The following is a 25,342-nucleotide window of genomic DNA, read 5'->3' on the forward strand; positions in this document are numbered from 1 at the left end:
TAGCCCTTACTTGGAGTAGAGCTCGACAATCAGGCTTTCGTTGATGTCGGCGGACAGATCACTGCGAGCTGGAACGTTCTTGAAAACGCCCGATTTCTTCTCAGTGTCTACTTCTACCCATTCTACGCGGCCACGTTGGGCACACAGATCGAGAGCCTGGACGATGCGCAGTTGGTTCTTGGCTTTCTCGCGGATAGCAACCACGTCACCAGCACGAACCTGATACGACGGAACGTTAACGGTTTTGCCGTTTACGCTGATCGACTTGTGCGAAACCAATTGACGGGATTCGGCACGAGTCGAGCCGAAGCCCATACGGTATACAACGTTGTCCAGACGGCATTCGAGCAATTGCAGCAGGTTCTCACCAGTAGCGCCTTTCTTGCCGGCAGCTTCTTTGTAGTAACCGCTGAATTGACGCTCGAGTACGCCGTAGATACGACGAACTTTTTGTTTCTCACGCAGCTGGGTGCCGTAGTCGGACTGACGGCCACGGCGCTGGCCGTGGATACCTGGAGCTGCTTCGATGTTGCACTTGGATTCGATCGCGCGAACGCCGCTCTTCAGAAAGAGATCGGTGCCTTCACGACGAGCAAGCTTGCATTTTGGACCAATGTAACGAGCCATTTCTTACAGTCTCCTGGATTACACGCGGCGCTTCTTCGGCGGACGGCACCCGTTGTGCGGGATTGGCGTCACGTCGGTGATGCTGGCGATCTTATAGCCACAGCCGTTCAAAGCACGGACAGCAGACTCACGACCTGGGCCTGGACCTTTGACGTTAACGTCGAGGTTCTTCAGACCATATTCCAGCGCAGCTTGACCAGCACGTTCAGCAGCTACTTGAGCAGCGAACGGGGTGGACTTGCGAGAACCGCGGAAACCCGAACCGCCGGAGGTAGCCCAGGACAGCGCGTTACCTTGACGATCGGTGATGGTGACGATTGTGTTGTTAAAAGAAGCGTGGATGTGGGCGATGCCATCAACCACCGTCTTTTTAACTTTTTTACGAGGACGAGCAGCAGGTTTTGCCATGACTAAATTCCTGTCGTTGCGCTGGTGCGATTACTTGCGGATCGGCTTACGCGGACCTTTGCGAGTACGCGCGTTAGTCTTGGTACGCTGACCGCGCACTGGAAGACCACGACGATGGCGCAGACCGCGGTAGCAGCCCAAATCCATCAAGCGCTTGATTTTCATGTTGATTTCGCGACGCAGGTCACCTTCAGTGGTGAACTTCGCCACTTCGCCACGCAGCTGTTCAATCTGCTCGTCGCTCAGATCTTTGATCTTTGCCGCTGGGTTAACCCCAGTGGTTGCACAGATTTTCTGTGCAGTGGTGCGACCAACACCATAGATGTAGGTCAGCGAGATAACAGTATGCTTGTTATCTGGAATGTTAACGCCTGCAATACGGGCCATTCAGTGGGACTCCAATTGACAGCTACCTACGCCCCGGAAGCCAAGAAATAGGGCGCGAGATAATATCGCTGTAATAACAAATAATCAACCCAGCAGCGCACTAGCTGCTGGGCTTAAGCACAGATCACACTCAGCCTTGGCGCTGTTTGTGACGTGGTTCCGCGCTGCAAATTACTCGAACAACACCTTCGCGGCGAATAATCTTGCAGTTACGGCACAGCTTTTTCACCGATGCACGAACTTTCATTACCAGCTCCTCGAACCTTATGGGTACTTCAGCGCAACATGCCGCTGCCGTAGCCCTTCAGGTTGGCTTTCTTCATCAGGGATTCGTACTGGTGCGAAACGAGGTGCGATTGTACTTGGGACATGAAGTCCATCACAACCACTACCACGATCAGCAACGAGGTCCCGCCAAGGTAGAACGGTACGTTTGCTGCAACCACCAGAAACTGAGGCAGCAGGCAGACGGCCGTCATATATAGAGCACCGAACATGGTCAAGCGGGTCAGAACGCCATCAATATAGCGCGCAGACTGCTCGCCTGGACGGATGCCCGGAATAAAGGCACCGGACTTCTTCAGGTTTTCCGCTACGTCTTTCGGATTGAACATCAACGCCGTATAGAAGAAGCAGAAGAAAATAATCCCTGCACTAAACAGCAGAATATTCAACGGCTGACCAGGAGCGATCGACTGCGAGATGTCCTGCAACCAGCCCATACCTTCAGACTGACCGAACCAGGCACCCAACGACGCTGGAAACAGCAAAATGCTGCTCGCGAAAATAGCTGGAATAACACCGGCCATATTCACTTTCAGCGGCAAGTGGCTAGTCTGCGCAGCAAAGACCTTACGGCCCTGCTGACGCTTGGCGTAGTGAACAGCAATACGACGCTGACCACGCTCAATGAACACCACAAAACCGATAATCGCTACTGCCAGCAAACCGATCGCAACCAGGGCAAAAATATTGATATCACCCATACGTGCAGACTCGAAAGACTGCCCGATCGCTCTCGGAAGACCGGCCACGATACCTGCGAAGATCAACATCGAGATACCGTTACCAACACCGCGCTCGGTAATCTGCTCGCCCAGCCACATCATGAACATCGCACCAGCCACAAAGGTGGTGACAGCCACGAAGTGGAAGCCGATATCTGCAGAGAACGCAACGCCCTGACCGGCCAGGCCAACGGACATGCCGATAGCTTGAACCAAGGCCAGAACGACGGTGCCGTAGCGGGTGTACTGGCTGATCTTGCGACGGCCAGCTTCCCCTTCCTTCTTCAACTGCTCCAGCTGTGGGCTGACGGCGGTCATCAATTGCATGATGATCGATGCCGAGATGTACGGCATGATCCCCAGTGCAAAAATGCTCATCCGCTCCAGCGCACCGCCGGAAAACATGTTGAACAAGCTAAGAATGGTCCCCTCATTCTGTCGAAACAGGTCTGCGAGTCGCTCCGGGTTAATACCTGGAACCGGGATGTGTGCGCCTATTCGGTAGACGATAATCGCCAGGAACAGAAAACGCAGACGAGCCCAGAGTTCAGACATACCGCCTTTGCCGAGCGCAGAGAGAGCACCTTGCTTAGCCATTTATTCCTCGAACTTGCCGCCAGCTGCTTCGATAGCCGCACGCGCACCTTTGGTGGCTGCGATACCTTTGATGGTGACAGCGCGATTAACTTCGCCGGACAGCATGATTTTCACGCGCTGTACGTTTTGGTTAATCACGTTGGCATCCTTCAGGGACTGCACAGTTACAACGTCGCCTTCCACTTTAGCCAGCTCGGACAGACGCACTTCTGCGCGGTCCATGGCCTTCAGGGAAACGAAGCCGAATTTTGGCAGACGACGATGCAACGGCTGTTGGCCGCCTTCAAAGCCCGGAGCAATAGTGCCACCGGAACGGGAGGTCTGACCTTTGTGACCACGGCCACCAGTCTTACCCAAACCGCTACCGATACCACGGCCCGGACGATGCTTTTCGCGACGGGAACCCGGCGCTGGACTCAGATCATTGAGTTTCATCGATTAACCCTCGACTCGCAGCATGTAGTAAGCTTTGTTGATCATCCCGCGATTCTCGGGAGTATCCAGCACTTCTACAGTGTGACCGATGCGACGCAGACCCAGACCTTTAACACACAGTTTGTGGTTAGGAATGCGACCGGTCATGCTTTTGATCAGCGTTACTTTAACGGTAGCCATGATCAGAAGATCTCCTTGACACTTTTGCCGCGCTTGGCAGCAATGGATTCAGGAGATTGCATAGCCTTCAAACCCTTAAAGGTGGCGTGAACCACGTTTACCGGGTTAGTCGAGCCATAGCACTTGGCCAATACGTTCTGAACACCAGCAACTTCCAACACTGCGCGCATAGCGCCGCCAGCGATGATACCGGTACCTTCAGAGGCAGGCTGCATGTACACCTTCGAAGCGCCATGAGCGGACTTCATTGCGTACTGCAGAGTAGTGCCATTCAGATCAACCTGGATCATGTTGCGGCGAGCAGCTTCCATCGCCTTCTGGATCGCAGCAGGCACTTCACGTGACTTGCCACGGCCAAAACCAACACGCCCTTTACCATCACCAACCACGGTCAACGCGGTGAAAGTGAAGATACGGCCGCCCTTTACAGTCTTTGCAACGCGGTTAACTTGAACCAGCTTCTCAATGTAGCCTTCGTCGCGTTTTTGGTCGTTATTTGACATAACTTAGAACTCCAGCCCGCCTTCACGAGCAGCATCAGCCAGCGCCTTGACGCGGCCGTGGTACTTGAAGCCAGAACGGTCGAAAGCCACTTGCGATACACCGGCGGCTTTCGCACGCGCAGCGACCAGCTGGCCAACCTTAGTGGCCGCGTCGATGTTGCCAGTGGCACCATCACGCAGTTCTTTGTCCAAAGTCGAGGCGCTCGCCAAGACTTTGCTGCCGTCGGCCGAAATGACCTGGGCATAAATGTGCTGCGAAGAGCGGTGCACGCAGAGACGCACGACTTCTAGCTCGTGCATTTTCAGGCGTGCTTTGCGAGCGCGACGCAGTCGGGTAACTTTTTTGACGGTCATTTGCTATGCCCTACTTCTTCTTGGCTTCTTTACGGCGGACGACTTCGTCTGCGTAACGCACACCTTTGCCTTTGTATGGCTCAGGACGGCGGAAGTCGCGGATCTCAGCGGCCACTTGACCAACCAACTGCTTGTCGATACCTCGGATGAAGATATCGGTCTGGTTGGGAGTCTCAGCGGTGATGCCTTCCGGCAGTTCGTAATCCACTGGGTGCGAGAAGCCAAGAGCCAGGTTCAGCACTGTGCCTTTTGCTTGCGCTTTGTAACCAACACCGACCAGCTGGAGCTTACGCTCGAAGCCTTGGCTTACGCCTTGGACCATGTTGTTAACCAGTGCACGAGTGGTGCCGGCCATTGCGCGAGTTTGTTGATCGCCATTGCGAGCAGCGAAACGCAGCTCACCAGCTTCTTCAACAATCTCAACGGACGAATGGATGTTCAGATCTAGAGTGCCCTTGGCACCCTTCACCGAAAGCTGCTGGCCGACGAGCTTAACTTCGACGCCTGCTGGCAACTTAACGGGGTTCTTAGCTACGCGTGACATGCTTATCCCCCCTTAGAACACTGTGCAAAGCACTTCGCCGCCGACACCGGCAGCGCGCGCAGCACGATCCGTCATCACACCTTTGTTGGTGGAGACGATAGACACACCGAGACCGCCACGTACTTTTGGCAGATCATCGACGGACTTGTACTGACGCAAGCCTGGACGGCTGACGCGCTTCACTTCTTCGATGACTGGACGGCCTTCGAAGTACTTCAGCTCGATGGACAACAGCGGTTTTGTTTCGCTGCTGATCTGATAACCCGCAATGTAACCTTCGTCTTTCAAGACTTTGGCTACAGCAACCTTCAACGTGGAAGATGGCATGCTTACGACGGGCTTTTCAGCCATCTGGGCATTACGGATACGAGTTAGCATGTCCGCTAACGGGTCCTGCATACTCATGGGCTAGACGCTCCTAATACAAAATAATTAGCCTTGCGGCTACAGCTTGTCGCCGAGAAATTCCGGGCAAATGAAAAACACGGGCTCAGGCGAGCCGGCAATTCTAGGCGCACCCCGGAAATGAATCAAGCCCCAATAGGGGCTTGATTCAAATTCAGGCTTGATTCCGACCAATCGCCTGCGCGACCGACCGGAATCCTGCGTGAAAGGCGTATTACCAGCTGGCTTTAACCAGACCTGGTACATCACCACGCATTGCAGCTTCACGCAGCTTGTTACGGCCAAGGCCGAACTTGCGGTAAACGCCGTGCGGACGACCAGTGATGCGGCAGCGGTTACGCATGCGCGAAGCGCTTGCGTCACGTGGCTGCTTCTGCAGAGCTACGGTAGCTTCCCAACGCGCTTCTGGACTTGCGTTCAGATCAACGATGATTGCTTTGAGCGCTGCACGCTTGGTGGCGTACTTGGCAACGGTGAGCTGACGCTTCAGCTCACGGTTCTTCATGCTCTTCTTGGCCATTTTCCTACTCCAATCAGTTGCGGAACGGGAATTTGAAAGCACGCAGCAGAGCGCGGCCTTCATCATCGTTCTTGGCAGTGGTGGTCAGGGTAATGTCCAGACCGCGGAGAGCATCGATCTTGTCGTAGTCGATTTCCGGGAAAATGATCTGCTCTTTCACGCCCATGCTGTAGTTACCACGACCATCGAAGGACTTGGCATTCAGGCCGCGGAAGTCGCGAACCCGAGGCAGGGAGATCGACAGCAGACGATCTAGGAACTCATACATACGCTCACGGCGCAGAGTCACTTTGACACCGATCGGCCAACCTTCACGGACTTTAAAGCCAGCGATGGATTTCCGAGCGTAAGTCACAACGACTTTTTGACCGGTGATCTTTTCCAGGTCAGCAACAGCGTGCTCGATGACTTTTTTGTCACCGATCGCTTCGCCCAGACCCATGTTCAGGGTGATTTTGGTAACGCGCGGAACTTCCATCACGTTCGACAGCTTAAGTTCTTCTTTAAGCTTCGGAGCGATTTCCTTCCGGTAAATCTCTTTTAGTCGTGCCATGGTCTTCTACCTAGCAGTGTTCAAGCATCAACCGCTTTTTGGGTCGACTTGAAGACACGAATTTTCTTGCCATCTTCAACTTTGAAACCAACGCGATCAGCCTTGTTGGTTGCACCGTTGAAAATAGCGACGTTAGAAGCGTGCAGTGGCGCTTCTTTCTCGACGATACCGCCCTGTACGCCCGACATCGGGTTAGGCTTGGTATGACGCTTTACCAGGTTGATCCCACTAACGACCAAACGGTCGTCAGCGAGAACCTTGAGCACCTTACCGCGCTTACCTTTGTCTTTGCCGGCGATCACGATGATCTCGTCGTCACGACGAATCTTTTGCATGTCGGATCTCCTTACAGCACTTCTGGGGCGAGCGAGACGATCTTCATGAACTTCTCAGTACGAAGTTCACGGGTCACTGGCCCAAAGATACGGGTGCCGATCGGCTCTTGCTTGTTGTTCAAAAGAACAGCAGCGTTGCCATCAAAGCGGATGATGGAGCCGTCAGCACGACGGACGCCATGGCGAGTGCGGACTACAACAGCAGTCATCACTTGGCCTTTTTTCACCTTACCGCGAGGAATTGCTTCCTTGACGGTAACTTTGATGATGTCACCGATACCAGCGTAACGACGATGGGAGCCACCCAGCACCTTGATGCACATAACGCGGCGTGCGCCGCTGTTATCGGCCACATCGAGCATGGATTGAGTCTGAATCATATAATTTCTCCGACCCCTAGTCCTTAGACTTCCACAGCGCGTTCGAGAATATCAACCAGTGCCCAAGACTTGGTCTTGGCTACAGGACGAGTTTCACGAATCGTGACTTTGTCGCCGATGTGGCATTGATTGGTTTCGTCGTGCGCGTGCAGCTTAGTCGAACGCTTAACGTATTTACCGTAGATCGGGTGCTTAACGCGACGCTCGATCAGAACGGTGATGGTCTTGTCCATCTTGTCGCTGACAACACGGCCAGTCAGCGTACGGACGGTTTTTTCGGCTTCAGCCATGATTACTTACCTGCCTGCTGGTTGAGCACAGTCTTCACGCGAGCGATGTCACGCTTAACTTGCGAGAGCAGGTGAGACTGCCCCAACTGGCCAGTTGCTTTCTGCATACGCAGATTGAACTGGTCGCGCAGCAGGCCGAGCAGTTGCTCGTTCAGCTGCTGTGCTGATTTTTCACGAAGTTCATTCGCTTTCATCACATCACCGTCCGTTTAACAAAGGAGGTGGCGAGCGGCAGCTTTGCAGCAGCCAGGGCGAAAGCCTCACGCGCCAGCTCTTCAGAAACACCCTCGATTTCATACAGGACTTTGCCTGGCTGAATCTGGGCAACCCAGTACTCCACGTTACCCTTACCTTTACCCATACGAACTTCGAGGGGCTTTTTGGTTACAGGCTTGTCCGGGAATACACGGATCCAGATTTTACCGCCACGCTTAACGTGACGGGTCAGTGCACGACGCGCTGACTCAATCTGACGGGCAGTGAGACGACCACGAGCAACAGACTTCAGCGCGAACTCGCCGAAGCTGACTTTGCTACCGCGCAATGCCAGACCACGGTTGTGGCCTGTCATCTGCTTGCGGAACTTCGTACGCTTTGGTTGCAACATTTGGCGTACCCCTTACTTAGCAGCTTTTTTACGAGGCGCAGGTGCTTGTGGTTTCAGTTCTTCTTGGCGACCACCAATTACTTCGCCTTTGAAGATCCAAACCTTTACACCGATCACACCATAAGTGGTGTGAGCTTCGTAGTTGGCATAGTCGATGTCGGCACGCAGGGTGTGCAAAGGCACACGACCTTCGCGATACCATTCAGTACGTGCAATTTCAGCACCGCCGAGACGACCGCTCACTTGGATTTTGATGCCTTTGGCACCAATGCGCATTGCGTTCTGTACAGCGCGCTTCATAGCGCGACGGAACATTACACGACGCTCCAGCTGCTGAGCTACGCTCTGCGCAACCAGCATACCGTCGAGCTCCGGCTTACGGATCTCTTCGATATTGATGTGCACAGGCACACCCATTTGCTTGGTCAGGTCCTGACGCAGTTTCTCAACATCTTCACCTTTCTTCCCGATAACGATACCTGGACGAGCAGTGTGGATGGTGATACGTGCTGTCTGAGCCGGACGATGGATATCGATACGGCTTACGGACGCGCTTTTTAGTTTGTCTTGGAGATACTCACGCACTTTCAGATCAGCGAACAAATAGTCCGCATAAGTCCGACCGTCTGCGTACCAGACGGAGGTGTGCTCCTTGACGATTCCCAGGCGAATGCCAATGGGATGTACTTTCTGACCCATCTCTTCGACTCCGTTACTTGTCAGCAACCTTGACAGTGATATGGCAAGACCGCTTGACGATGCGATCAGCACGGCCTTTGGCACGTGGCATGATGCGCTTCAGCGAACGCCCTTCGTTGACGAAAACAGTAGAGACCCGGAGGTCATCAACGTCTGCGCCTTCGTTGTGCTCGGCGTTGGCTACAGCCGACTCCAGCACTTTCTTCAGGATCTCGGCAGCTTTCTTGTTGCTGAAAGCCAACAGGTTGAGCGCTTCGCCCACCTTCTTCCCGCGGATCTGGTCGGCGACCAAGCGGGTTTTCTGGGCGGAGATTCGAGCGCCCGACAACTTAGCGGCTACTTCCATCGTTCCTTACCCCTTAACGCTTGGCTTTCTTGTCTGCCACGTGCCCACGATAAGTGCGGGTACCGGCAAACTCGCCCAGTTTATGGCCGACCATGTCTTCGTTCACGAGAACTGGGACATGTTGGCGACCGTTATGCACAGCAATGGTCAAACCGACCATTTGTGGCAGGATCATCGAACGACGCGACCAGGTTTTCACCGGTTTGCGATCGTTCTTTTCCGCCGCCACTTCGATCTTCTTCAGTAGGTGAAGATCAATAAAAGGACCTTTTTTCAGAGAACGTGGCACTGTCGTATCCCTCTATTTACTTGCGACGACGGACGATCATTTTGTCGGTACGCTTATTACCACGAGTCTTCGCGCCCTTAGTCGGGAAGCCCCACGGCGATACCGGATGACGACCACCAGAGGTACGACCTTCACCACCACCATGTGGGTGATCAACCGGGTTCATGGCAACACCACGAACGGTTGGGCGAACGCCACGCCAGCGCTTGGCACCAGCTTTACCCAAGGAACGCAGGCTGTGCTCGGAGTTCGAGACTTCGCCCAGCGTTGCACGGCACTCGGAAAGCACTTTACGCATTTCGCCCGAACGCAGACGCAGGGTCACGTAGACACCTTCACGAGCGATCAGCTGAGCAGAAGCACCAGCGGAACGAGCGATCTGTGCACCTTTACCTGGCTTCAGTTCGATACCGTGAACGGTGCTACCAACTGGAATGTTACGCAGTTGAAGAGCGTTACCCGGCTTGATTGGAGCCAAAGCGCCTGCAATCAGCTGATCGCCAGCACTTACGCCTTTAGGGGCGATGATGTAGCGACGCTCGCCGTCTGCGTACAGCAGCAATGCGATGTGAGCAGTACGGTTTGGATCGTATTCGATACGCTCGACAGTGGCAGCGATGCCATCTTTGTCGTTGCGACGGAAGTCGACCAGACGATAATGCTGTTTATGACCACCACCGATATGACGGGTAGTAATACGGCCATTGTTGTTACGACCACCAGACTTCGACTTTTTCTCGAGCAGCGGTGCGTGAGGAGCGCCTTTATGCAGCTCCTGGTTGACCACCTTGACCACAAAACGGCGGCCAGGGGAAGTCGGTTTGCATTTAACGATTGCCATGATGCACCCCTTCCTTACTCAGCACTGCTGCTGAAATCGAGATCTTGGCCTGGCTGAAGGGAGATAACTGCCTTCTTCCAGTCATTACGCTTGCCCAGACCGCGAGCAGTGCGCTTGCTCTTACCCAGAACATTCAGGGTAGTAACACGCTCTACTTTCACGCTGAACAGGCTTTCGACGGCCTTCTTGATTTCCAGCTTGGTTGCGTCAGTAGCAACCTTGAAAACGAACTGACCTTTCTTGTCTGCAAGAACCGTAGCCTTTTCGGAAACGTGCGGGCCAAGCAGAACTTTAAATACGCGTTCCTGGTTCATCCCAGCAGCTCCTCGAATTTCTTCACGGCCGACACAGTGATCAACACTTTGTCGTATGCGATCAGACTAACTGGATCGGAACCTTGAACATCACGTACATCTACGTGCGGCAGGTTGCGAGCAGCCAGGTACAGATTCTGGTCAACAGCATCAGATACGATCAAGACATCAGTCAGGCCCATACCGGTCAGCTTGTTCAGCAGATCTTTGGTTTTCGGTGCTTCAACAGCGAAGTCCTGAACCACGACCAGACGATCAGTACGAACCAGTTCAGCAAGGATGGAGCGCAGAGCTGCGCGATACATCTTCTTGTTGAGCTTCTGAGAGTGATCCTGTGGACGTGCTGCGAAAGTGGTACCACCGCCACGCCAGATTGGGCTACGGATTGTACCGGCACGAGCACGGCCAGTACCCTTTTGACGCCAAGGGCGCTTACCGCCACCACGGACATCAGAACGGGTCTTTTGCTGCTTGGTACCCTGACGACCGCCAGCCATGTAGGCCACGACTGCCTGGTGAACCAGTGTCTCGTTGAACTCGCCGCCAAATGTCAGTTCGGAAACTTCGATTGCCTGAGCGTCATTTACATTTAATTGCATGTCAGCTTCCCCTTAACCGCGAGCCTTGGCTGCTGGACGTACAACCAGGTTGCCGCCAGTAGCGCCAGGAACAGCGCCCTTGACCAACAACAGATTGCGTTCAGCGTCCACGCGCACTACTTCCAGGGACTGCACGGTCACGCGCTCAGCGCCCATATGACCGGACATTTTTTTGCCCTTGAATACACGACCAGGAGTCTGGCACTGGCCGATAGAGCCTGGGACGCGGTGGGATACGGAGTTACCGTGGGTGTTATCTTGCCCGCGGAAATTCCAACGCTTGATCGTACCCTGGAAGCCTTTACCTTTGGACTGACCGGTTACATCAACCAGTTGACCAGCAGCGAAGATTTCAGCGTTGATCAGGTCGCCTGCTTGGTATTCGCCTTCTTCAAGACGGAACTCCATCACGGCACGACCAGCGGCAACGTTCGCTTTAGCGAAGTGGCCAGCTTGAGCAGCTGTAACACGCGAAGCACGACGCTCGCCGACAGTGACTTGCACTGCACGATAGCCATCGGTTTCTTCAGTTTTGAACTGGGTGACGCGATTCGGCTCGATCTCAATGACCGTAACCGGAATGGAGACACCTTCTTCGGTGAAAATACGGGTCATACCGCATTTACGACCGACTACACCAATAGTCATGTTGTAAACCTCATGAGTGTACGGGGCTTTCACCCGCTATGGCCGCCCATTTCAGAGCGTTACACGACTAAGACCCAAGTCTTAGCCGAGGCTGATCTGCACTTCCACACCGGCCGCAAGATCAAGCTTCATAAGCGCATCAACGGTTTTATCCGTTGGCTGAACGATGTCCAGAACGCGTTTATGAGTACGGATCTCGTACTGGTCGCGCGCGTCTTTGTTGACGTGCGGAGAAACCAGAACAGTGAACCGCTCTTTACGGGTCGGCAGTGGAATTGGACCACGCACCTGAGCACCAGTACGTTTCGCGGTTTCCACGATTTCCTGGGTGGATTGGTCGATCAGGCGATGGTCAAAAGCCTTCAACCTGATACGGATTTGCTGGTTTTGCATTGGATTCAGACTCCAGATTGCTGTTCCCACCGAGCGCAATACGCCCGTTAAAAGGAGGCGCAATTCTATAGATGGGCTGACAGGGTGTCAACCCAATAAAAAAGCCCCCGCAAGCGGAGGCTTTTTATCAAATCATTGCTTACGCGATGATTTTGGCTACGACGCCAGCGCCGACGGTACGACCGCCTTCACGAATTGCGAAACGCAGACCATCTTCCATTGCGATTGGCTTGATCAGGGTAACGGAAACTTTAACGTTATCACCTGGCATAACCATTTCGGTGCCTTCCGGCAGTTCGCAGCTACCAGTTACGTCGGTAGTACGGAAGTAGAACTGTGGACGGTAGCCCTTGAAGAAAGGAGTGTGACGACCACCCTCTTCTTTGCTCAGAACGTAGATTTCAGCTTCGAACTGAGTGTGCGGCTTAACGGTACCTGGCTTAACCAGAACCTGACCACGCTCAACGTCGTCACGCTTGGTGCCACGCAGCAGAACGCCACAGTTCTCACCAGCACGACCTTCGTCCAGCAGCTTGCGGAACATCTCAACGCCAGTGCAAGTAGTTTTAGTGGTGTCACGCAGACCCACGATCTCTACTTCTTCCTGGATCTTGATGATGCCACGCTCAACACGGCCAGTTACAACAGTACCGCGACCAGAGATCGAGAATACGTCTTCGATAGGCATCAGGAACGGCTTGTCGATAGCACGAACTGGTTCTGGGATGTAGCTGTCCAGAGTCTCAACCAGTTTCTTAACGGCAGTGGTGCCCATTTCGTTGTCGTCTTGGCCGTTCAGAGCCATCAGAGCAGAACCGATGATGATCGGAGTGTCATCACCTGGGAACTCGTAAGTGCTCAGCAGATCACGAACTTCCATTTCAACCAGTTCCAGCAGCTCTGCGTCGTCAACCATGTCAGCCTTGTTCAGGAAGACAACGATGTACGGAACGCCTACCTGACGGGACAGCAGGATGTGCTCACGAGTCTGAGGCATCGGGCCGTCAGCAGCGGAACAAACCAGGATAGCGCCGTCCATCTGAGCAGCACCGGTGATCATGTTTTTTACGTAGTCGGCGTGACCTGGGCAGTCAACGTGCGCGTAGTGGCGAACGGCCGAATCGTATTCAACGTGAGCGGTGTTGATGGTGATACCGCGAGCTTTTTCTTCTGGTGCGCTATCGATTTTATCGAAGTCGACTTTGGCCGAACCGAAAACTTCGGAGCAGACGCGAGTCAGAGCAGCAGTCAGAGTGGTTTTACCGTGGTCAACGTGACCGATAGTGCCAACGTTGACGTGCGGTTTGTTACGTTCAAATTTTTCTTTAGCCACGACAGTGAACTCCTAGCCTAAAGGGGCTGAAATCAGCCTTGTTTTTTAACGATAGCTTCGACGACATTCGACGGAGCTTCGGAGTATTTGGAGAATTCCATGGAGTAGCTCGCGCGACCCTGAGACATGGAGCGAACGTCGGTCGCATAACCGAACATCTCACCCAACGGTACTTCGGCGCGAATCACTTTGCCAGAAACCGTATCTTCCATACCCTGGATCAGACCACGACGACGGTTCAGGTCACCCATCACGTCACCCATGTAGTCCTCAGGTGTAACAACTTCAACCTTCATGATCGGCTCAAGAACAACACCACCACCTTTGGTAGCGAGTTGCTTGGTCGCCATGGAGGCTGCCACCTTAAACGCCATCTCGTTGGAGTCGACGTCGTGGTAAGAACCATCGAAAACGGTAGCCTTCAGGCCGATCAGCGGATAGCCGGCAACAACACCGTTCTTCATCTGCTCTTCGATACCCTTCTGGATAGCCGGGATGTATTCCTTAGGAACAACACCACCAACCACTTCGTTCACGAACTGCAGACCTTCCTGACCTTCGTCAGCAGGAGCAAAACGAATCCAGCAATGGCCGAACTGACCACGACCGCCGGATTGACGAACGAACTTGCCTTCGATCTCACAAGCCTTCGTGATTTTCTCACGATAGGAAACCTGTGGCTTGCCGATGTTGGCTTCGACGTTGAACTCACGGCGCATCCGGTCAACCAGGATGTCCAGGTGCAATTCGCCCATGCCAGAGATGATCGTTTGACCAGTCTCTTCATCAGTCTTAACGCGGAAAGAAGGGTCTTCCTGAGCAAGTTTGCCCAGAGCGATACCCATTTTTTCCTGGTCATCCTTGGTTTTAGGCTCAACGGCAACCGAAATAACCGGCTCCGGGAAGTCCATGCGAACCAGGATGATTGGCTTGTCAGCCGAGCAGAGGGTGTCACCAGTAGTGACGTCCTTCATGCCGATCAGAGCCGCGATGTCACCAGCGCGAACTTCTTTGATCTCTTCACGGGTGTTCGCATGCATTTGCACCATACGACCAACGCGCTCTTTCTTGCCTTTTACCGAGTTGATCACGCCGTCGCCGGAGCTCAACACACCCGAGTAAACGCGAGCAAAGGTCAAAGTACCCACGAATGGGTCGGTAGCGATCTTGAACGCCAGAGCCGAGAATGGCTCGTTGTCGTCTGCATGACGCTCCATTTCGACAGTCTCGTCATCCGGATCGGAACCCTTGATGGCAGGAATGTCCACAGGCGCAGGCAGGTACTTGATCACAGCATCGAGAACCAGGGGAACACCCTTGTTCTTGAAGGAAGAACCGCAAACAGCGAGAACGATTTCACCAGCGATAGTACGCTGACGCAGAGCGCCTTCGATTTCCTCGTTGGTGAGCTCTTCACCCTCGAGATACTTGTTCATCAGCTCTTCACTGGCTTCAGCAGCAGCTTCAACCATGTTGCTACGCCACTCATCAGCCAACTCTTGCAGCTCAGCAGGAATAGCTTCGCGACGAGGGGCCATGCCCTTGTCGGCGTCATCCCAGTAAACCGCTTCCATGGTCATCAGATCGATCTGACCCTGGAAGTTGTCTTCAGAGCCGATAGCCAACTGGATTGGCACCGGAGTGTGACCCAGGCGCTGCTTGATCTGACCGATCACGCGCAGGAAGTTTGCACCAGCACGGTCCATCTTGTTTACGTAAACAAGACGCGGAACACCGTACTTGTTGGCTTGACGCCATACGGTTTCGGACTGAGGCTCAACACCCGAAGTGCCACAGAACACAACGACCGCGCCATCGAGTACGCGCAAAGAGCGCTCCACTTCAATGGTGAAGTCAACGTGACCCGGAGTATCGATGATATTGAAGCGGTGCTTCTCGAACTGCTTAACGGAGCCAGCCCAGAATGCAGTCGTAGCAGCGGAAGTAATGGTAATACCCCGCTCCTGCTCTTGCACCATCCAGTCCATGGTCGCGGCGCCATCATGCACCTCGCCCATTTTGTGGTTTACGCCAGTGTAAAAAAGGACGCGCTCAGTGGTAGTGGTTTTACCAGCATCCACGTGAGCAACGATACCGATGTTACGGTAGCGGTTAATCGGAGTAGTACGAGCCATAAAGCCCTCGCAAAATTAGTGACGCTGAAATTAGAAGCGGTAGTGCGAGAAAGCTTTGTTAGCTTCAGCCATACGGTGCACGTCTTCACGCTTCTTAACTGCAGCACCTTTACCTTCGGCGGCGTCCAACAGTTCGCCAGCCAAACGCAGAGCCATAGACTTCTCACCGCGCTTGCGCGCGAAGTCTACCAGCCAGCGCATTGCCAACGCATTACGACGGGACGGACGAACTTCGACCGGAACCTGGTAAGTAGCACCGCCTACACGGCGCGACTTCACTTCGACCAGCGGAGCGATGGCGTCGAGAGCTTTCTCGAAGATTTCCAGGGGATCGCTGTTCTTGCGTTCTTTAACCTTTTCCAGCGCGCCATAAACGATACGCTCGGCAACGGCTTTTTTACCGCTTTCCATCACGTGGTTCATGAACTTGGCCAGAATTTGGCTTCCGTATTTTGGATCGTCAAGCACTTCGCGCTTGGCTGCTACGCGTCTTCTTGGCATGGATAAGCCCTCAAACGGTCTTCAGGTTAGCTCGGGACCATCACCCATCAAGGGCGCGCCCGACCTTACTCTTATCGACTCAGAAAAATAGAAATCTGCAATTTGTCACAGGAAGCCAAATACTACTTAGGCTTCTTGGTACCGTATTTCGAACGACCCTGGTTACGACCTTTAACGCCGGAAGTATCCAGAGAACCACGAACGGTGTGATAACGAACACCTGGCAAGTCTTTTACACGACCGCCACGGATCAGTACCACGCTGTGCTCTTGCAGGTTGTGACCTTCACCACCGATGTACGAGGAAACCTCGAAACCGTTGGTCAGGCGCACACGGCATACTTTACGCAGTGCCGAGTTAGGTTTTTTCGGCGTGGTGGTATACACACGAGTGCATACGCCACGACGTTGCGGGCAGTTCTGCAGCGCAGGCACGTCGGATTTCTCGACGATACGCTTACGCGGCTGACGTACCAGCTGGTTGATAGTTGCCATCTACTAGCTCCACTGTTGTCTTGCGACGCTATTGTCTTGCAAGAAAAGCAAAATGGCAGGACGCGAGTCCCGCCAAATTTAGGGGTACAAGAGTCTAAAGAGGATCTTGCCCCCAGTCAAGACAAAGCCCCGAGCTCCTTTCTCACCGAACAACAGGATTTACCTGTCGTTCGGTGAGAAAAGAGACCGAGGCCTTACTCTTTAATTACCGCTGGAGTTCAACGCTTCAGTCAATGCTGCTTCGACTTCGCTAGCGCTGACGCGCAACGGCTTGTCAACATCACGACGACGCTTGCGCTCGCTGTGATAAGCCAGACCGGTACCGGCAGGGATCAGACGACCTACAACCACGTTCTCTTTCAAGCCGCGCAGATAATCGCGCTTGCCTGTAACTGCTGCTTCGGTCAGTACGCGAGTTGTCTCTTGGAAAGACGCCGCGGAGATGAACGACTCAGTGGACAACGAAGCCTTGGTGATACCCAGCAGTACACGGGTGAACTTGGCGACAAACTTCTCGTCGGTGTTCAAGCGCTCGTTTTCTACGAGAACGTGAGTCAACTCCATCTGATCACCTTTGATGAAGGTGGAATCGCCAGATTCGGAGATTTCAACTTTACGCAGCATCTGACGCAGAATGGTCTCGATGTGCTTATCGTTGATCTTCACGCCCTGCAGACGGTAAACGTCTTGAATCTCGTTCACGATGTACTTGGCCAGCGCACTCACACCCAGCAAACGCAGGATGTCGTGCGGATCGCTAGGACCATCAGAGATAACTTCACCACGGTTAACCTGTTCGCCTTCGAAGACGTTCAGGTGACGCCATTTTGGAATCAGCTCTTCGTATGGATCGCTACCGTCGTTAGGCGTGATAACCAGACGACGCTTGCCTTTAGTCTCTTTACCGAAAGCAATGGTACCGCTGACTTCTGCAAGGATCGACGCCTCTTTCGGACGACGAGCTTCGAACAAGTCGGCAACACGCGGCAGACCACCGGTGATGTCTCGAGTTTTCGAAGTTTCTTGCGGGATACGGGCGATAACATCACCGATCGCGATCTGAGCACCGTCAGCCACACCAACCAAGGCGTTAGCAGGCAGGAAATACTGTGCAGGCACATCGGTACCTGGCAACAGCAGATCCTTGCCATCCAGACCTACCATCTTGACGGCTGGACGGATGTCCTTACCGGCAGCAGGACGGTCCTTGGCATCCAGAACTTCAATGTTGGTCATACCGGTCAATTCGTCTGTCTGACGCTTGATCGTGATGCCTTCTTCCATGCCCACGTAGGTCACGGTACCTTTCATTTCGGTAACGATTGGGTGAGTGTGCGGATCCCACTTGGCTACGATCGAACCAGCGTCGACCTTGTCGCCTTCCTTCACCGAAATCACTGCACCGTAAGGCAGCTTGTAACGCTCACGCTCACGACCGTAGTCATCAGCGATCGCCAGCTCACCGGAACGCGATACAGCAACCAGGTGACCATCTACTCGCTCAACGTGCTTCAGGTTGTGCAGACGGACAGTACCGCCATTCTTCACCTGAACGCTGTCTGCAGCGGATGTCCGGCTTGCCGCACCACCGATGTGGAACGTACGCATGGTCAGCTGGGTACCCGGCTCACCGATGGACTGGGCAGCAATTACGCCGACCGCTTCACCGATGTTTACCTGGTGACCACGAGCCAGATCACGGCCGTAGCACTTGGCGCAGATGCCGTAACGGGTTTCGCAGCTGATTGGCGAGCGAACGATTACTTCGTCGATGCTGTTCAGCTCGATGAACTCAACCCACTTCTCGTCTACCAGAGTACCGGCAGGCACGATGACTTCGTCGGTGCCAGGCTTGAATACGTCACGAGCGATAACTCGACCCAGTACGCGCTCACCCAATGGCTCAACAACGTCGCCGCCTTCAATGTGCGGCGTCATCAGCAGACCGTGCTCTGTACCGCAGTCAACTTCGGTAACGACCAGATCCTGAGCAACGTCAACCAGACGACGGGTCAGATAACCGGAGTTAGCGGTTTTCAACGCGGTATCCGCAAGACCCTTACGAGCACCGTGAGTAGAGATGAAGTACTGAAGTACGCTCAAACCTTCACGGAAGTTCGCAGTGATCGGCGTCTCAATGATCGAGCCGTCTGGCTTGGCCATCAGACCACGCATACCCGCCAGCTGACGAATCTGTGCAGCCGAACCCCGTGCGCCGGAGTCAGCCATCATGTACATCGAGTTGAAGGATTCCTGATCAACTTCGACGCCGTGACGGTCGATAACGCGCTCTTTGGACAGGTTCGACATCATCGCTTTCGAGACTTCGTCGTTCGCCTTGGACCAAAGGTCGATTACCTTGTTGTACTTCTCGCCCTGAGTTACCAGGCCCGAGGCGTACTGACTCTCGATTTCTTTAACTTCTTCGGTAGCCGCGTCAATGATGCGAGCTTTTTCATCAGGGATAACGAAGTCGTTAACACCAATGGAAACACCCGAAATCGTCGAGTAAGCAAAACCGGTGTACATCAACTGGTCAGCGAAGATAACGGTCTCTTTCAAACCAACCACGCGGTAACACTGGTTGATCAGCTTGGAGATCGCCTTTTTCTTCATTGGCTGGTTGACCACGTCATACGACAGGCCAGCCGGAACCACCTGGAACAACAGCGCACGGCCGACAGTGGTGTCGACGATACGGGTGTTCTTGACGCTGCCACCATCACGATCGTTGATCGTTTCGTGGATGCGGACTTTAACCTTGGCATGCAGCGCGGCTTCGCCGGCACGGAATACACGGTCAACTTCCTGCAGATCCGCAAACACACGACCTTCGCCCTTGGCGTTGATCGCTTCACGAGTCATGTAGTACAGACCCAATACAACGTCCTGCGAAGGAACGATGATTGGCTCACCGTTGGCTGGCGACAGAATGTTGTTGGTCGACATCATCAACGCACGCGCTTCGAGCTGGGCTTCCAGCGTCAACGGTACGTGTACAGCCATCTGGTCGCCGTCGAAGTCGGCGTTGTACGCAGCACAGACCAGAGGGTGCAGCTGAATAGCCTTACCTTCGATCAGTACCGGTTCAAAAGCCTGAATACCCAGACGGTGAAGAGTTGGTGCACGGTTAAGAAGCACTGGGTGTTCACGGATAACTTCCGCGAGAACGTCCCAAACCTCTGGCAATTCGCGCTCAACCATTTTCTTGGCAGCTTTGATGGTCGTGGCGAGGCCACGCATTTCCAGCTTGCCAAAAATGAACGGTTTGAACAGCTCGAGAGCCATTTTCTTCGGCAGACCGCACTGGTGCAGACGCAGGGTCGGACCAACGGTAATTACCGAACGACCCGAGTAGTCAACACGCTTACCGAGCAAGTTCTGACGGAAACGACCCTGCTTACCCTTGATCATGTCAGCCAGGGATTTTAGAGGACGCTTGTTCGAACCAGTAATGGCGCGACCGCGACGGCCGTTGTCGAGCAGAGCATCGACAGCTTCCTGCAACATACGTTTTTCGTTGCGCACGATGATGTCCGGAGCGGACAGATCAAGCAGGCGCTTCAAACGGTTGTTACGGTTGATCACTCGACGATACAGATCGTTGAGGTCAGAAGTCGCGAAGCGACCACCGTCCAGCGGAACCAATGGACGCAGATCTGGCGGCAGAACCGGCAGAACGGTCAGAACCATCCACTCAGGCAGGTTGCCCGAACCCTGGAAGGCTTCCATCAGCTTCAGACGCTTGGACAGCTTCTTGATTTTGGTTTCGGAGTTGGTTTGCGGAATTTCTTCACGCAGACGGCCAATCTCGTGTTCCAGATCGATAGCGTGCAGGAGCTCACGGACGGCTTCAGCACCCATACGGGCGTCGAAGTCATCACCGAACTCTTCCAAAGCTTCGAAGTACTGCTCATCGTTCAGCAGCTGACCTTTTTCAAGGGTGGTCATGCCTGGATCGATAACGACGTAGCTCTCGAAGTAGAGAACGCGCTCGATATCACGCAGGGTCATGTCCATCAGCAAGCCGATACGGGATGGCAGGGACTTCAGGAACCAGATGTGGGCGACAGGCGATGCCAGTTCGATGTGAGCCATACGCTCACGACGGACTTTGGCCAGCGCAACTTCAACGCCGCACTTCTCACAGATCACACCACGGTGCTTCAGGCGCTTGTACTTACCGCACAGGCACTCGTAATCCTTGACCGGGCCAAAGATCTTGGCGCAGAACAAGCCGTCACGTTCAGGTTTGAACGTACGGTAGTTGATGGTTTCCGGCTTTTTAACTTCACCGAACGACCACGAACGGATCATCTCAGGCGATGCCAATCCAATACGGATGGCGTCGAACTCTTCGACTTGACCCTGGTTTTTCAGCAAATTCAGTAGGTCTTTCAAGGCCTTTCCTCCTGGCGGAGCAGAGGGCGGTCATAAAGACCCACCCTCGATTCGCGTCACGTGTTATTCGGTTTCCAGATCGATATCGATGCCGAGCGAACGGATTTCTTTGATCAACACGTTGAAAGACTCGGGCATGCCCGGCTCCATGCGGTGATCGCCATCCACGATGTTTTTGTACATCTTGGTACGGCCGTTCACATCGTCCGACTTCACTGTGAGCATTTCCTGCAGAGTGTAGGCCGCGCCGTATGCTTCCAGCGCCCACACCTCCATCTCCCCGAAACGCTGACCACCGAACTGAGCCTTACCACCCAGCGGCTGCTGGGTAACCAGGCTGTAAGAACCAGTGGAACGCGCATGCATCTTGTCGTCCACCAAGTGGTTCAGCTTCAGCATGTACATGTAGCCAACGGTAACCGGACGCTCGAACTTGTTGCCGGTACGACCATCGAACAGCTGCATCTGGCCGCTTTCTGGCATATCTGCCAGTTTGAGCATTGCCTTGATTTCAACTTCTTTGGCACCGTCGAACACCGGGGTGGCCATAGGCACGCCGTTACGCAGGTTCTTCGCCAGATCCAGGATTTCTTTATCGCTAAAGTCTTCCAGGTTTTCTTGGCGGCCGCCGATCTCGTTGTAGATTTCGGTCAGGAACTTGCGCAGTTCAACAACTTTACGCTGCTCTTCAAGCATGCGGTTGATCTTCTCGCCCAAACCTTTGGCCGCTAGACCCAGGTGAGTTTCGAGAATCTGACCAACGTTCATACGCGAAGGTACGCCCAACGGGTTGAGCACGATATCGACCGGCGTGCCGTTGGCATCGTGCGGCATATCTTCAACCGGCATGATCACGGAGACCACACCCTTGTTACCGTGACGACCGGCCATCTTGTCGCCCGGCTGGATGCGACGACGGATTGCCAGGTAAACCTTAACGATCTTCAGAACGCCTGGAGCCAGGTCATCGCCTTGCTGCAGCTTGCGCTTCTTGTCTTCGAACTTGTCATCCAGAAGACGGCGACGATCAACGATGTAAGCCTGAGCCTTCTCGAGCTGCTCGTTCAGAGCATCTTCAGCCATGCGCAGTTTGAACCACTGACCATGCTCAAGACCGTCGAGAACTTCGTCGGTGATGTCCTGACCTTTCTTCAAGCCAGCGCCGCCTTCGACCTTACGGCCAACCAGAGCGGAACGCAGACGCTCAAAAGTAGCGCCTTCAACGATCCGGAACTCTTCGTTCAAGTCCTTACGGATCTCGTCGAGCTGAGTTTTCTCGATGGAAAGTGCACGGGCGTCACGCTCTACACCATCACGAGTGAAGACCTGAACGTCGATGACAGTACCCTTGGTACCGGTAGGTACCCGCAGGGAGGTGTCTTTAACGTCGCTTGCCTTCTCACCGAAGATAGCGCGCAGCAGTTTTTCTTCTGGAGTGAGCTGGGTCTCGCCTTTTGGAGTGACCTTACCTACCAGAATGTCGCCAGCGCCAACTTCAGCACCTACGTAAACGATACCGGCTTCGTCCAGCTTGTTCAGTGCAGCTTCACCCACGTTAGGGATGTCTGCAGTGATCTCTTCAGGCCCAAGCTTGGTGTCACGCGCCACACAGGTCAGTTCCTGAATGTGGATCGTGGTGAAACGATCTTCCTGAACCACACGCTCGGACAGGCAGATGGAGTCCTCGAAGTTGAAGCCGTTCCACGCCATGAACGCGATGCGCATGTTCTGACCCAGAGCCAGCTCACCCATATCGGTGGACGGGCCGTCAGCCATGATGTCGCTACGTTCAACCCGATCACCTTTGCTCACCAACGGACGCTGGTTGATGCAGGTGTTCTGGTTGGAACGGGTGTACTTGGTCAGGTTGTAGATGTCGACACCAGCTTCACCGGTTTCAACTTCGTCATCAGCAACACGAACCACGATACGGCTTGCATCAACAGAGTCGATCACGCCTCCACGACGAGCCACGACGCAAACGCCGGAGTCGCGAGCCACGTTGCGCTCCATGCCAGTACCTACCAGCGGCTTGTCAGCACGCAGGGTTGGCACAGCTTGACGCTGCATGTTCGAACCCATCAACGCACGGTTGGCGTCGTCGTGCTCGAGGAACGGGATCAGCGAAGCCGCGACCGAAACTACCTGCTTCGGCGATACGTCCATCAGCGTCACGTCTTCTGGAGCCTTGACGGTGAACTCGTTCAAGTGACGTACAGCAACCAGCTCGTCGATCAGGATCTTCTTGTCGTTCATTGCCGCAGATGCCTGGGCGATGACGTGATCCGCTTCTTCAATAGCCGACAGGAACACGATCTCGTCAGTGACCAACGCGTCTTTAACAACACGGTACGGGCTTTCCAGGAAGCCGTACTGGTTGGTGCGCGCATAAGCCGCCAAAGAGTTGATCAGACCAATGTTCGGACCTTCCGGCGTTTCAATCGGGCATACACGACCGTAGTGAGTCGGGTGTACGTCACGCACTTCAAAGCCAGCACGCTCACGAGTCAAACCACCAGGGCCGAGTGCGGAGACACGACGCTTGTGAGTGATCTCGGAAAGCGGGTTGTTCTGGTCCATGAACTGGGAAAGCTGGCTGGAGCCGAAGAACTCTTTGACCGCGGCAGCAACTGGCTTGGCATTGATGAGGTCCTGAGGCATCAGGCCTTCGCTTTCTGCCATCGACAGACGCTCTTTGACCGCACGCTCAACACGCACCAAGCCAACGCGGAACTGGTTTTCAGCCATCTCGCCAACACAACGAACACGACGGTTACCCAAGTGGTCGATGTCGTCGACGATGCCTTTACCGTTACGGATATCAACCAGCGTCTTGAGAACGGCAACGATATCTTCTTTGCACAGGACGCCAGAACCTTCGATCTCGGTACGACCGATTCGACGGTTGAACTTCATCCGGCCAACAGCAGAGAGGTCATAGCGCTCTGGACTGAAGAACAGGTTGTTGAACAGAGTCTCTGCTGCGTCCTTGGTAGGCGGCTCGCCTGGACGCATCATGCGGTAGATCTCAACCAGCGCTTCGAGTTGATTGCTGGTGGAATCGATCTTCAGCGTGTCGGATACGAACGGACCACAGTCGATATCGTTGGTGTACAACGTTTCGATGCGAACAACCTGAGCCTTGGCGATTTTGGCCAGGATTTCAGTGTTCAGCTCGGTGTTGCACTCGGCAATGATTTCACCAGTGGCTGGATGCACAATGACTTTGGCAGTGGTGCGACCCAGGACGTAGTCCAAAGGAACTTCCAGCTGTTTGATGCCGGCTTTTTCCAGCTGATTAATGTGACGAGCCGTGATACGGCGGCCCTGTTCAACAATAACCTTGCCCTTGTCATCCAGGATGTCCAGGACTGCAATTTCACCGCGCAGGCGCTGAGGCACCAGTTCCAGGCTAAGGTTTTCACCCTGCACATGGAAAACGTTGGTGGTGTAGAACGCATCCAGAACCTGTTCGGTCGTATAACCCAGCGCGCGCAGCAATACTGACGCAGGCAGCTTGCGACGACGGTCGATACGGACGAATACACAGTCCTTTGGATCGAACTCGAAGTCCAGCCACGAACCACGGTAAGGAATGATACGAGCGGAGTAAAGCAGCTTGCCGGAGCTGTGCGTCTTACCGCGGTCGTGGTCAAAGAACACGCCCGGGGAACGGTGCAGCTGGGAAACGATAACGCGCTCGGTACCATTAATAACGAAGGTACCGTTTTCAGTCATCAGGGGGATTTCACCCATGTAGACTTCTTGCTCTTTGATGTCCTTGATCGCTTTGTTCGACGACTCTTTGTCGAAAATGATCAGACGGACTTTTACTCGCAGAGGTACAGCGTAAGTCACACCGCGCAGCACACACTCTTTGACATCAAATGCCGGTTCGCCCAAGCGATAACCTACATACTCCAGCGCAGCATTGCCGGAGTAGCTGATGATCGGGAAAACGGATTTGAAGGCTGCATGCAGACCGACGTCGCGGAACTGATCTTTGGTCGCTCCCGCTTGCAGGAATTCGCGATACGAATCCAGCTGGATGGCCAGGAGATACGGCACATCCATTACGTCCGGCAACTTGCTAAAGTCCTTGCGGATACGTTTTTTCTCAGTATATGAGTAAGCCATCAGCGTTCCCCAGCTTGGTCACCTGCTTGTTTGGCTCCTCCCGACGGGAACAGCCAGAAAATCGTGCAAACCCCTTGGTT

The 25,342-nt window shown here is 54.1% G+C and carries 32 protein-coding genes; all 32 read right to left on the reverse strand.

Going from position 1 to position 25,342, the window contains the following annotated elements; all coding sequences use genetic code 11:
* Nucleotides 1-6: 6 nt before the first annotated feature.
* The 32 genes from rpsD to rpoB all read right to left on the reverse strand — a co-directional run bounded on the left by rpsD (nt 7) and on the right by rpoB (nt 25,262).
* Nucleotides 7-627: a 30S ribosomal protein S4 gene (gene rpsD, locus AUC61_RS24725; protein WP_025262045.1), complete on the reverse strand. Its 621-nt coding sequence runs from the start codon at nt 625-627 to the stop codon at nt 7-9.
* Nucleotides 628-645: 18 nt separating this feature from the next.
* Complete coding sequence (rpsK, locus tag AUC61_RS24730) at nt 646-1,035, reverse strand: 30S ribosomal protein S11 (RefSeq protein WP_002555466.1); 390 nt, start codon at nt 1,033-1,035, stop codon at nt 646-648.
* A 30-nt stretch (nt 1,036-1,065) separates the two neighbouring features.
* Nucleotides 1,066-1,422 (reverse strand): 30S ribosomal protein S13, encoded by a 357-nt coding sequence (rpsM, locus tag AUC61_RS24735; protein ID WP_004883692.1) that lies wholly within the window; start codon nt 1,420-1,422, stop codon nt 1,066-1,068.
* 130 nt (nt 1,423-1,552) lie between these two features.
* Complete coding sequence (gene rpmJ, locus AUC61_RS24740) at nt 1,553-1,669, reverse strand: 50S ribosomal protein L36 (protein ID WP_002555468.1); 117 nt, start codon at nt 1,667-1,669, stop codon at nt 1,553-1,555.
* A 28-nt stretch (nt 1,670-1,697) separates the two neighbouring features.
* A complete protein-coding gene (secY, locus tag AUC61_RS24745) occupies nt 1,698-3,026 on the reverse strand; it encodes a preprotein translocase subunit SecY (RefSeq protein WP_027898309.1) in 1,329 nt (442 codons plus the stop codon).
* A complete protein-coding gene (gene rplO, locus AUC61_RS24750; RefSeq protein ID WP_027898308.1) occupies nt 3,027-3,461 on the reverse strand; it encodes a 50S ribosomal protein L15 in 435 nt (144 codons plus the stop codon).
* 3 nt (nt 3,462-3,464) lie between these two features.
* The gene (gene rpmD / locus AUC61_RS24755) at nt 3,465-3,641 is read right to left on the reverse strand and encodes a 50S ribosomal protein L30 (protein WP_003186033.1); all 177 of its coding nucleotides are present in this window, start codon (nt 3,639-3,641) and stop codon (nt 3,465-3,467) included.
* 2 nt (nt 3,642-3,643) lie between these two features.
* On the reverse strand, nt 3,644-4,144 hold the full coding sequence (gene rpsE / locus AUC61_RS24760) for a 30S ribosomal protein S5 (protein WP_003186035.1): 501 nt from the start codon (nt 4,142-4,144) through the stop codon (nt 3,644-3,646).
* Nucleotides 4,145-4,147: 3 nt separating this feature from the next.
* Nucleotides 4,148-4,498 carry a 50S ribosomal protein L18 gene (gene rplR, locus AUC61_RS24765; RefSeq protein WP_087267435.1) on the reverse strand — a complete coding sequence of 117 codons (351 nt, stop codon included), beginning with the start codon at nt 4,496-4,498 and terminating at the stop codon, nt 4,148-4,150.
* A gap of 10 nt (nt 4,499-4,508) precedes the next feature.
* Nucleotides 4,509-5,042 (reverse strand): 50S ribosomal protein L6, encoded by a 534-nt coding sequence (gene rplF, locus AUC61_RS24770; RefSeq protein WP_020290697.1) that lies wholly within the window; start codon nt 5,040-5,042, stop codon nt 4,509-4,511.
* Nucleotides 5,043-5,054: 12 nt separating this feature from the next.
* Complete coding sequence (rpsH, locus tag AUC61_RS24775; protein ID WP_020290698.1) at nt 5,055-5,447, reverse strand: 30S ribosomal protein S8; 393 nt, start codon at nt 5,445-5,447, stop codon at nt 5,055-5,057.
* Nucleotides 5,448-5,661: 214 nt separating this feature from the next.
* The gene (gene rpsN / locus AUC61_RS24780; protein WP_027898304.1) at nt 5,662-5,967 is read right to left on the reverse strand and encodes a 30S ribosomal protein S14; all 306 of its coding nucleotides are present in this window, start codon (nt 5,965-5,967) and stop codon (nt 5,662-5,664) included.
* A gap of 13 nt (nt 5,968-5,980) precedes the next feature.
* Nucleotides 5,981-6,520: a 50S ribosomal protein L5 gene (rplE, locus tag AUC61_RS24785; RefSeq protein ID WP_003210069.1), complete on the reverse strand. Its 540-nt coding sequence runs from the start codon at nt 6,518-6,520 to the stop codon at nt 5,981-5,983.
* Between the two features lie 20 nt (nt 6,521-6,540).
* Nucleotides 6,541-6,855 carry a 50S ribosomal protein L24 gene (rplX, locus tag AUC61_RS24790; protein WP_243248906.1) on the reverse strand — a complete coding sequence of 105 codons (315 nt, stop codon included), beginning with the start codon at nt 6,853-6,855 and terminating at the stop codon, nt 6,541-6,543.
* Nucleotides 6,856-6,866: 11 nt separating this feature from the next.
* Nucleotides 6,867-7,235 carry a 50S ribosomal protein L14 gene (gene rplN, locus AUC61_RS24795; protein WP_002555479.1) on the reverse strand — a complete coding sequence of 123 codons (369 nt, stop codon included), beginning with the start codon at nt 7,233-7,235 and terminating at the stop codon, nt 6,867-6,869.
* 23 nt (nt 7,236-7,258) lie between these two features.
* Nucleotides 7,259-7,525: a 30S ribosomal protein S17 gene (gene rpsQ, locus AUC61_RS24800; protein ID WP_002555480.1), complete on the reverse strand. Its 267-nt coding sequence runs from the start codon at nt 7,523-7,525 to the stop codon at nt 7,259-7,261.
* A gap of 2 nt (nt 7,526-7,527) precedes the next feature.
* Nucleotides 7,528-7,719 carry a 50S ribosomal protein L29 gene (rpmC, locus tag AUC61_RS24805; protein WP_002555481.1) on the reverse strand — a complete coding sequence of 64 codons (192 nt, stop codon included), beginning with the start codon at nt 7,717-7,719 and terminating at the stop codon, nt 7,528-7,530.
* Nucleotides 7,719-8,132, reverse strand: a complete 414-nt coding sequence (rplP, locus tag AUC61_RS24810) for a 50S ribosomal protein L16 (protein ID WP_003186052.1) — start codon at nt 8,130-8,132, stop codon at nt 7,719-7,721. The genes rpmC and rplP overlap by 1 nt, the downstream gene beginning before the upstream one ends.
* A gap of 12 nt (nt 8,133-8,144) precedes the next feature.
* A complete protein-coding gene (rpsC, locus tag AUC61_RS24815; protein ID WP_003176422.1) occupies nt 8,145-8,831 on the reverse strand; it encodes a 30S ribosomal protein S3 in 687 nt (228 codons plus the stop codon).
* Nucleotides 8,832-8,844: 13 nt separating this feature from the next.
* Nucleotides 8,845-9,177 carry a 50S ribosomal protein L22 gene (gene rplV, locus AUC61_RS24820; RefSeq protein WP_027898302.1) on the reverse strand — a complete coding sequence of 111 codons (333 nt, stop codon included), beginning with the start codon at nt 9,175-9,177 and terminating at the stop codon, nt 8,845-8,847.
* A gap of 13 nt (nt 9,178-9,190) precedes the next feature.
* Nucleotides 9,191-9,466, reverse strand: a complete 276-nt coding sequence (rpsS, locus tag AUC61_RS24825; protein ID WP_002555486.1) for a 30S ribosomal protein S19 — start codon at nt 9,464-9,466, stop codon at nt 9,191-9,193.
* Nucleotides 9,467-9,482: 16 nt separating this feature from the next.
* Nucleotides 9,483-10,307 carry a 50S ribosomal protein L2 gene (gene rplB / locus AUC61_RS24830; RefSeq protein ID WP_003317104.1) on the reverse strand — a complete coding sequence of 275 codons (825 nt, stop codon included), beginning with the start codon at nt 10,305-10,307 and terminating at the stop codon, nt 9,483-9,485.
* 14 nt (nt 10,308-10,321) lie between these two features.
* Complete coding sequence (gene rplW / locus AUC61_RS24835; protein WP_002555488.1) at nt 10,322-10,621, reverse strand: 50S ribosomal protein L23; 300 nt, start codon at nt 10,619-10,621, stop codon at nt 10,322-10,324.
* Entirely contained in the window at nt 10,618-11,220 is a 603-nt protein-coding gene (gene rplD / locus AUC61_RS24840) for a 50S ribosomal protein L4 (protein ID WP_020290705.1), read from the reverse strand. Before rplD ends, rplW begins: the two co-directional genes overlap by 4 nt.
* 12 nt (nt 11,221-11,232) lie before the next feature.
* The gene (gene rplC / locus AUC61_RS24845; protein ID WP_027898301.1) at nt 11,233-11,868 is read right to left on the reverse strand and encodes a 50S ribosomal protein L3; all 636 of its coding nucleotides are present in this window, start codon (nt 11,866-11,868) and stop codon (nt 11,233-11,235) included.
* A gap of 81 nt (nt 11,869-11,949) precedes the next feature.
* Complete coding sequence (gene rpsJ, locus AUC61_RS24850) at nt 11,950-12,261, reverse strand: 30S ribosomal protein S10 (protein ID WP_003186070.1); 312 nt, start codon at nt 12,259-12,261, stop codon at nt 11,950-11,952.
* A gap of 139 nt (nt 12,262-12,400) precedes the next feature.
* Nucleotides 12,401-13,594, reverse strand: a complete 1,194-nt coding sequence (gene tuf / locus AUC61_RS24855; RefSeq protein WP_122662267.1) for an elongation factor Tu — start codon at nt 13,592-13,594, stop codon at nt 12,401-12,403.
* Nucleotides 13,595-13,626: 32 nt separating this feature from the next.
* Nucleotides 13,627-15,729: an elongation factor G gene (gene fusA, locus AUC61_RS24860; protein ID WP_122662265.1), complete on the reverse strand. Its 2,103-nt coding sequence runs from the start codon at nt 15,727-15,729 to the stop codon at nt 13,627-13,629.
* Nucleotides 15,730-15,759: 30 nt separating this feature from the next.
* On the reverse strand, nt 15,760-16,230 hold the full coding sequence (gene rpsG / locus AUC61_RS24865; protein ID WP_002555493.1) for a 30S ribosomal protein S7: 471 nt from the start codon (nt 16,228-16,230) through the stop codon (nt 15,760-15,762).
* 122 nt (nt 16,231-16,352) lie between these two features.
* On the reverse strand, nt 16,353-16,724 hold the full coding sequence (gene rpsL / locus AUC61_RS24870) for a 30S ribosomal protein S12 (protein WP_002555494.1): 372 nt from the start codon (nt 16,722-16,724) through the stop codon (nt 16,353-16,355).
* 201 nt (nt 16,725-16,925) lie between these two features.
* Entirely contained in the window at nt 16,926-21,125 is a 4,200-nt protein-coding gene (gene rpoC / locus AUC61_RS24875) for a DNA-directed RNA polymerase subunit beta' (RefSeq protein WP_122662263.1), read from the reverse strand.
* 63 nt (nt 21,126-21,188) lie between these two features.
* Entirely contained in the window at nt 21,189-25,262 is a 4,074-nt protein-coding gene (gene rpoB / locus AUC61_RS24880; protein ID WP_243248907.1) for a DNA-directed RNA polymerase subunit beta, read from the reverse strand.
* Nucleotides 25,263-25,342: the final 80 nt, after the last annotated feature.

It is taken from the genome of Pseudomonas maioricensis, from assembly GCF_022790535.1.
GTDB classification, from domain to species: domain Bacteria; phylum Pseudomonadota; class Gammaproteobacteria; order Pseudomonadales; family Pseudomonadaceae; genus Aquipseudomonas; species Aquipseudomonas maioricensis.

Excerpts from the sequence above, each read along its gene's own strand:
- rpsD (WP_025262045.1), bottom strand. The coding sequence starts at position 627 with ATGGCTCGTTACATTGGTCCAAAATGCAAGCTTGCTCGTCGTGAAGGC.
- rpsK (WP_002555466.1), bottom strand. The coding sequence starts at position 1,035 with ATGGCAAAACCTGCTGCTCGTCCTCGTAAAAAAGTTAAAAAGACGGTG.
- rpsM (WP_004883692.1), bottom strand. The coding sequence starts at position 1,422 with ATGGCCCGTATTGCAGGCGTTAACATTCCAGATAACAAGCATACTGTT.
- rpmJ (WP_002555468.1), bottom strand. The coding sequence starts at position 1,669 with ATGAAAGTTCGTGCATCGGTGAAAAAGCTGTGCCGTAACTGCAAGATT.
- secY (WP_027898309.1), bottom strand. The coding sequence starts at position 3,026 with ATGGCTAAGCAAGGTGCTCTCTCTGCGCTCGGCAAAGGCGGTATGTCT.
- rplO (WP_027898308.1), bottom strand. The coding sequence starts at position 3,461 with ATGAAACTCAATGATCTGAGTCCAGCGCCGGGTTCCCGTCGCGAAAAG.
- rpmD (WP_003186033.1), bottom strand. The coding sequence starts at position 3,641 with ATGGCTACCGTTAAAGTAACGCTGATCAAAAGCATGACCGGTCGCATT.
- rpsE (WP_003186035.1), bottom strand. The coding sequence starts at position 4,144 with ATGTCAAATAACGACCAAAAACGCGACGAAGGCTACATTGAGAAGCTG.
- rplR (WP_087267435.1), bottom strand. The coding sequence starts at position 4,498 with ATGACCGTCAAAAAAGTTACCCGACTGCGTCGCGCTCGCAAAGCACGC.
- rplF (WP_020290697.1), bottom strand. The coding sequence starts at position 5,042 with ATGTCACGCGTAGCTAAGAACCCCGTTAAGTTGCCAGCAGGCGTCGAA.
- rpsH (WP_020290698.1), bottom strand. The coding sequence starts at position 5,447 with ATGAGTATGCAGGACCCGTTAGCGGACATGCTAACTCGTATCCGTAAT.
- rpsN (WP_027898304.1), bottom strand. The coding sequence starts at position 5,967 with ATGGCCAAGAAGAGCATGAAGAACCGTGAGCTGAAGCGTCAGCTCACC.
- rplE (WP_003210069.1), bottom strand. The coding sequence starts at position 6,520 with ATGGCACGACTAAAAGAGATTTACCGGAAGGAAATCGCTCCGAAGCTT.
- rplX (WP_243248906.1), bottom strand. The coding sequence starts at position 6,855 with ATGCAAAAGATTCGTCGTGACGACGAGATCATCGTGATCGCCGGCAAA.
- rplN (WP_002555479.1), bottom strand. The coding sequence starts at position 7,235 with ATGATTCAGACTCAATCCATGCTCGATGTGGCCGATAACAGCGGCGCA.
- rpsQ (WP_002555480.1), bottom strand. The coding sequence starts at position 7,525 with ATGGCTGAAGCCGAAAAAACCGTCCGTACGCTGACTGGCCGTGTTGTC.
- rpmC (WP_002555481.1), bottom strand. The coding sequence starts at position 7,719 with ATGAAAGCGAATGAACTTCGTGAAAAATCAGCACAGCAGCTGAACGAG.
- rplP (WP_003186052.1), bottom strand. The coding sequence starts at position 8,132 with ATGTTGCAACCAAAGCGTACGAAGTTCCGCAAGCAGATGACAGGCCAC.
- rpsC (WP_003176422.1), bottom strand. The coding sequence starts at position 8,831 with ATGGGTCAGAAAGTACATCCCATTGGCATTCGCCTGGGAATCGTCAAG.
- rplV (WP_027898302.1), bottom strand. The coding sequence starts at position 9,177 with ATGGAAGTAGCCGCTAAGTTGTCGGGCGCTCGAATCTCCGCCCAGAAA.
- rplB (WP_003317104.1), bottom strand. The coding sequence starts at position 10,307 with ATGGCAATCGTTAAATGCAAACCGACTTCCCCTGGCCGCCGTTTTGTG.
- rplW (WP_002555488.1), bottom strand. The coding sequence starts at position 10,621 with ATGAACCAGGAACGCGTATTTAAAGTTCTGCTTGGCCCGCACGTTTCC.
- rplD (WP_020290705.1), bottom strand. The coding sequence starts at position 11,220 with ATGCAATTAAATGTAAATGACGCTCAGGCAATCGAAGTTTCCGAACTG.
- rplC (WP_027898301.1), bottom strand. The coding sequence starts at position 11,868 with ATGACTATTGGTGTAGTCGGTCGTAAATGCGGTATGACCCGTATTTTC.
- rpsJ (WP_003186070.1), bottom strand. The coding sequence starts at position 12,261 with ATGCAAAACCAGCAAATCCGTATCAGGTTGAAGGCTTTTGACCATCGC.
- fusA (WP_122662265.1), bottom strand. The coding sequence starts at position 15,729 with ATGGCTCGTACTACTCCGATTAACCGCTACCGTAACATCGGTATCGTT.
- rpsG (WP_002555493.1), bottom strand. The coding sequence starts at position 16,230 with ATGCCAAGAAGACGCGTAGCAGCCAAGCGCGAAGTGCTTGACGATCCA.
- rpsL (WP_002555494.1), bottom strand. The coding sequence starts at position 16,724 with ATGGCAACTATCAACCAGCTGGTACGTCAGCCGCGTAAGCGTATCGTC.
- rpoB (WP_243248907.1), bottom strand. The coding sequence starts at position 25,262 with ATGGCTTACTCATATACTGAGAAAAAACGTATCCGCAAGGACTTTAGC.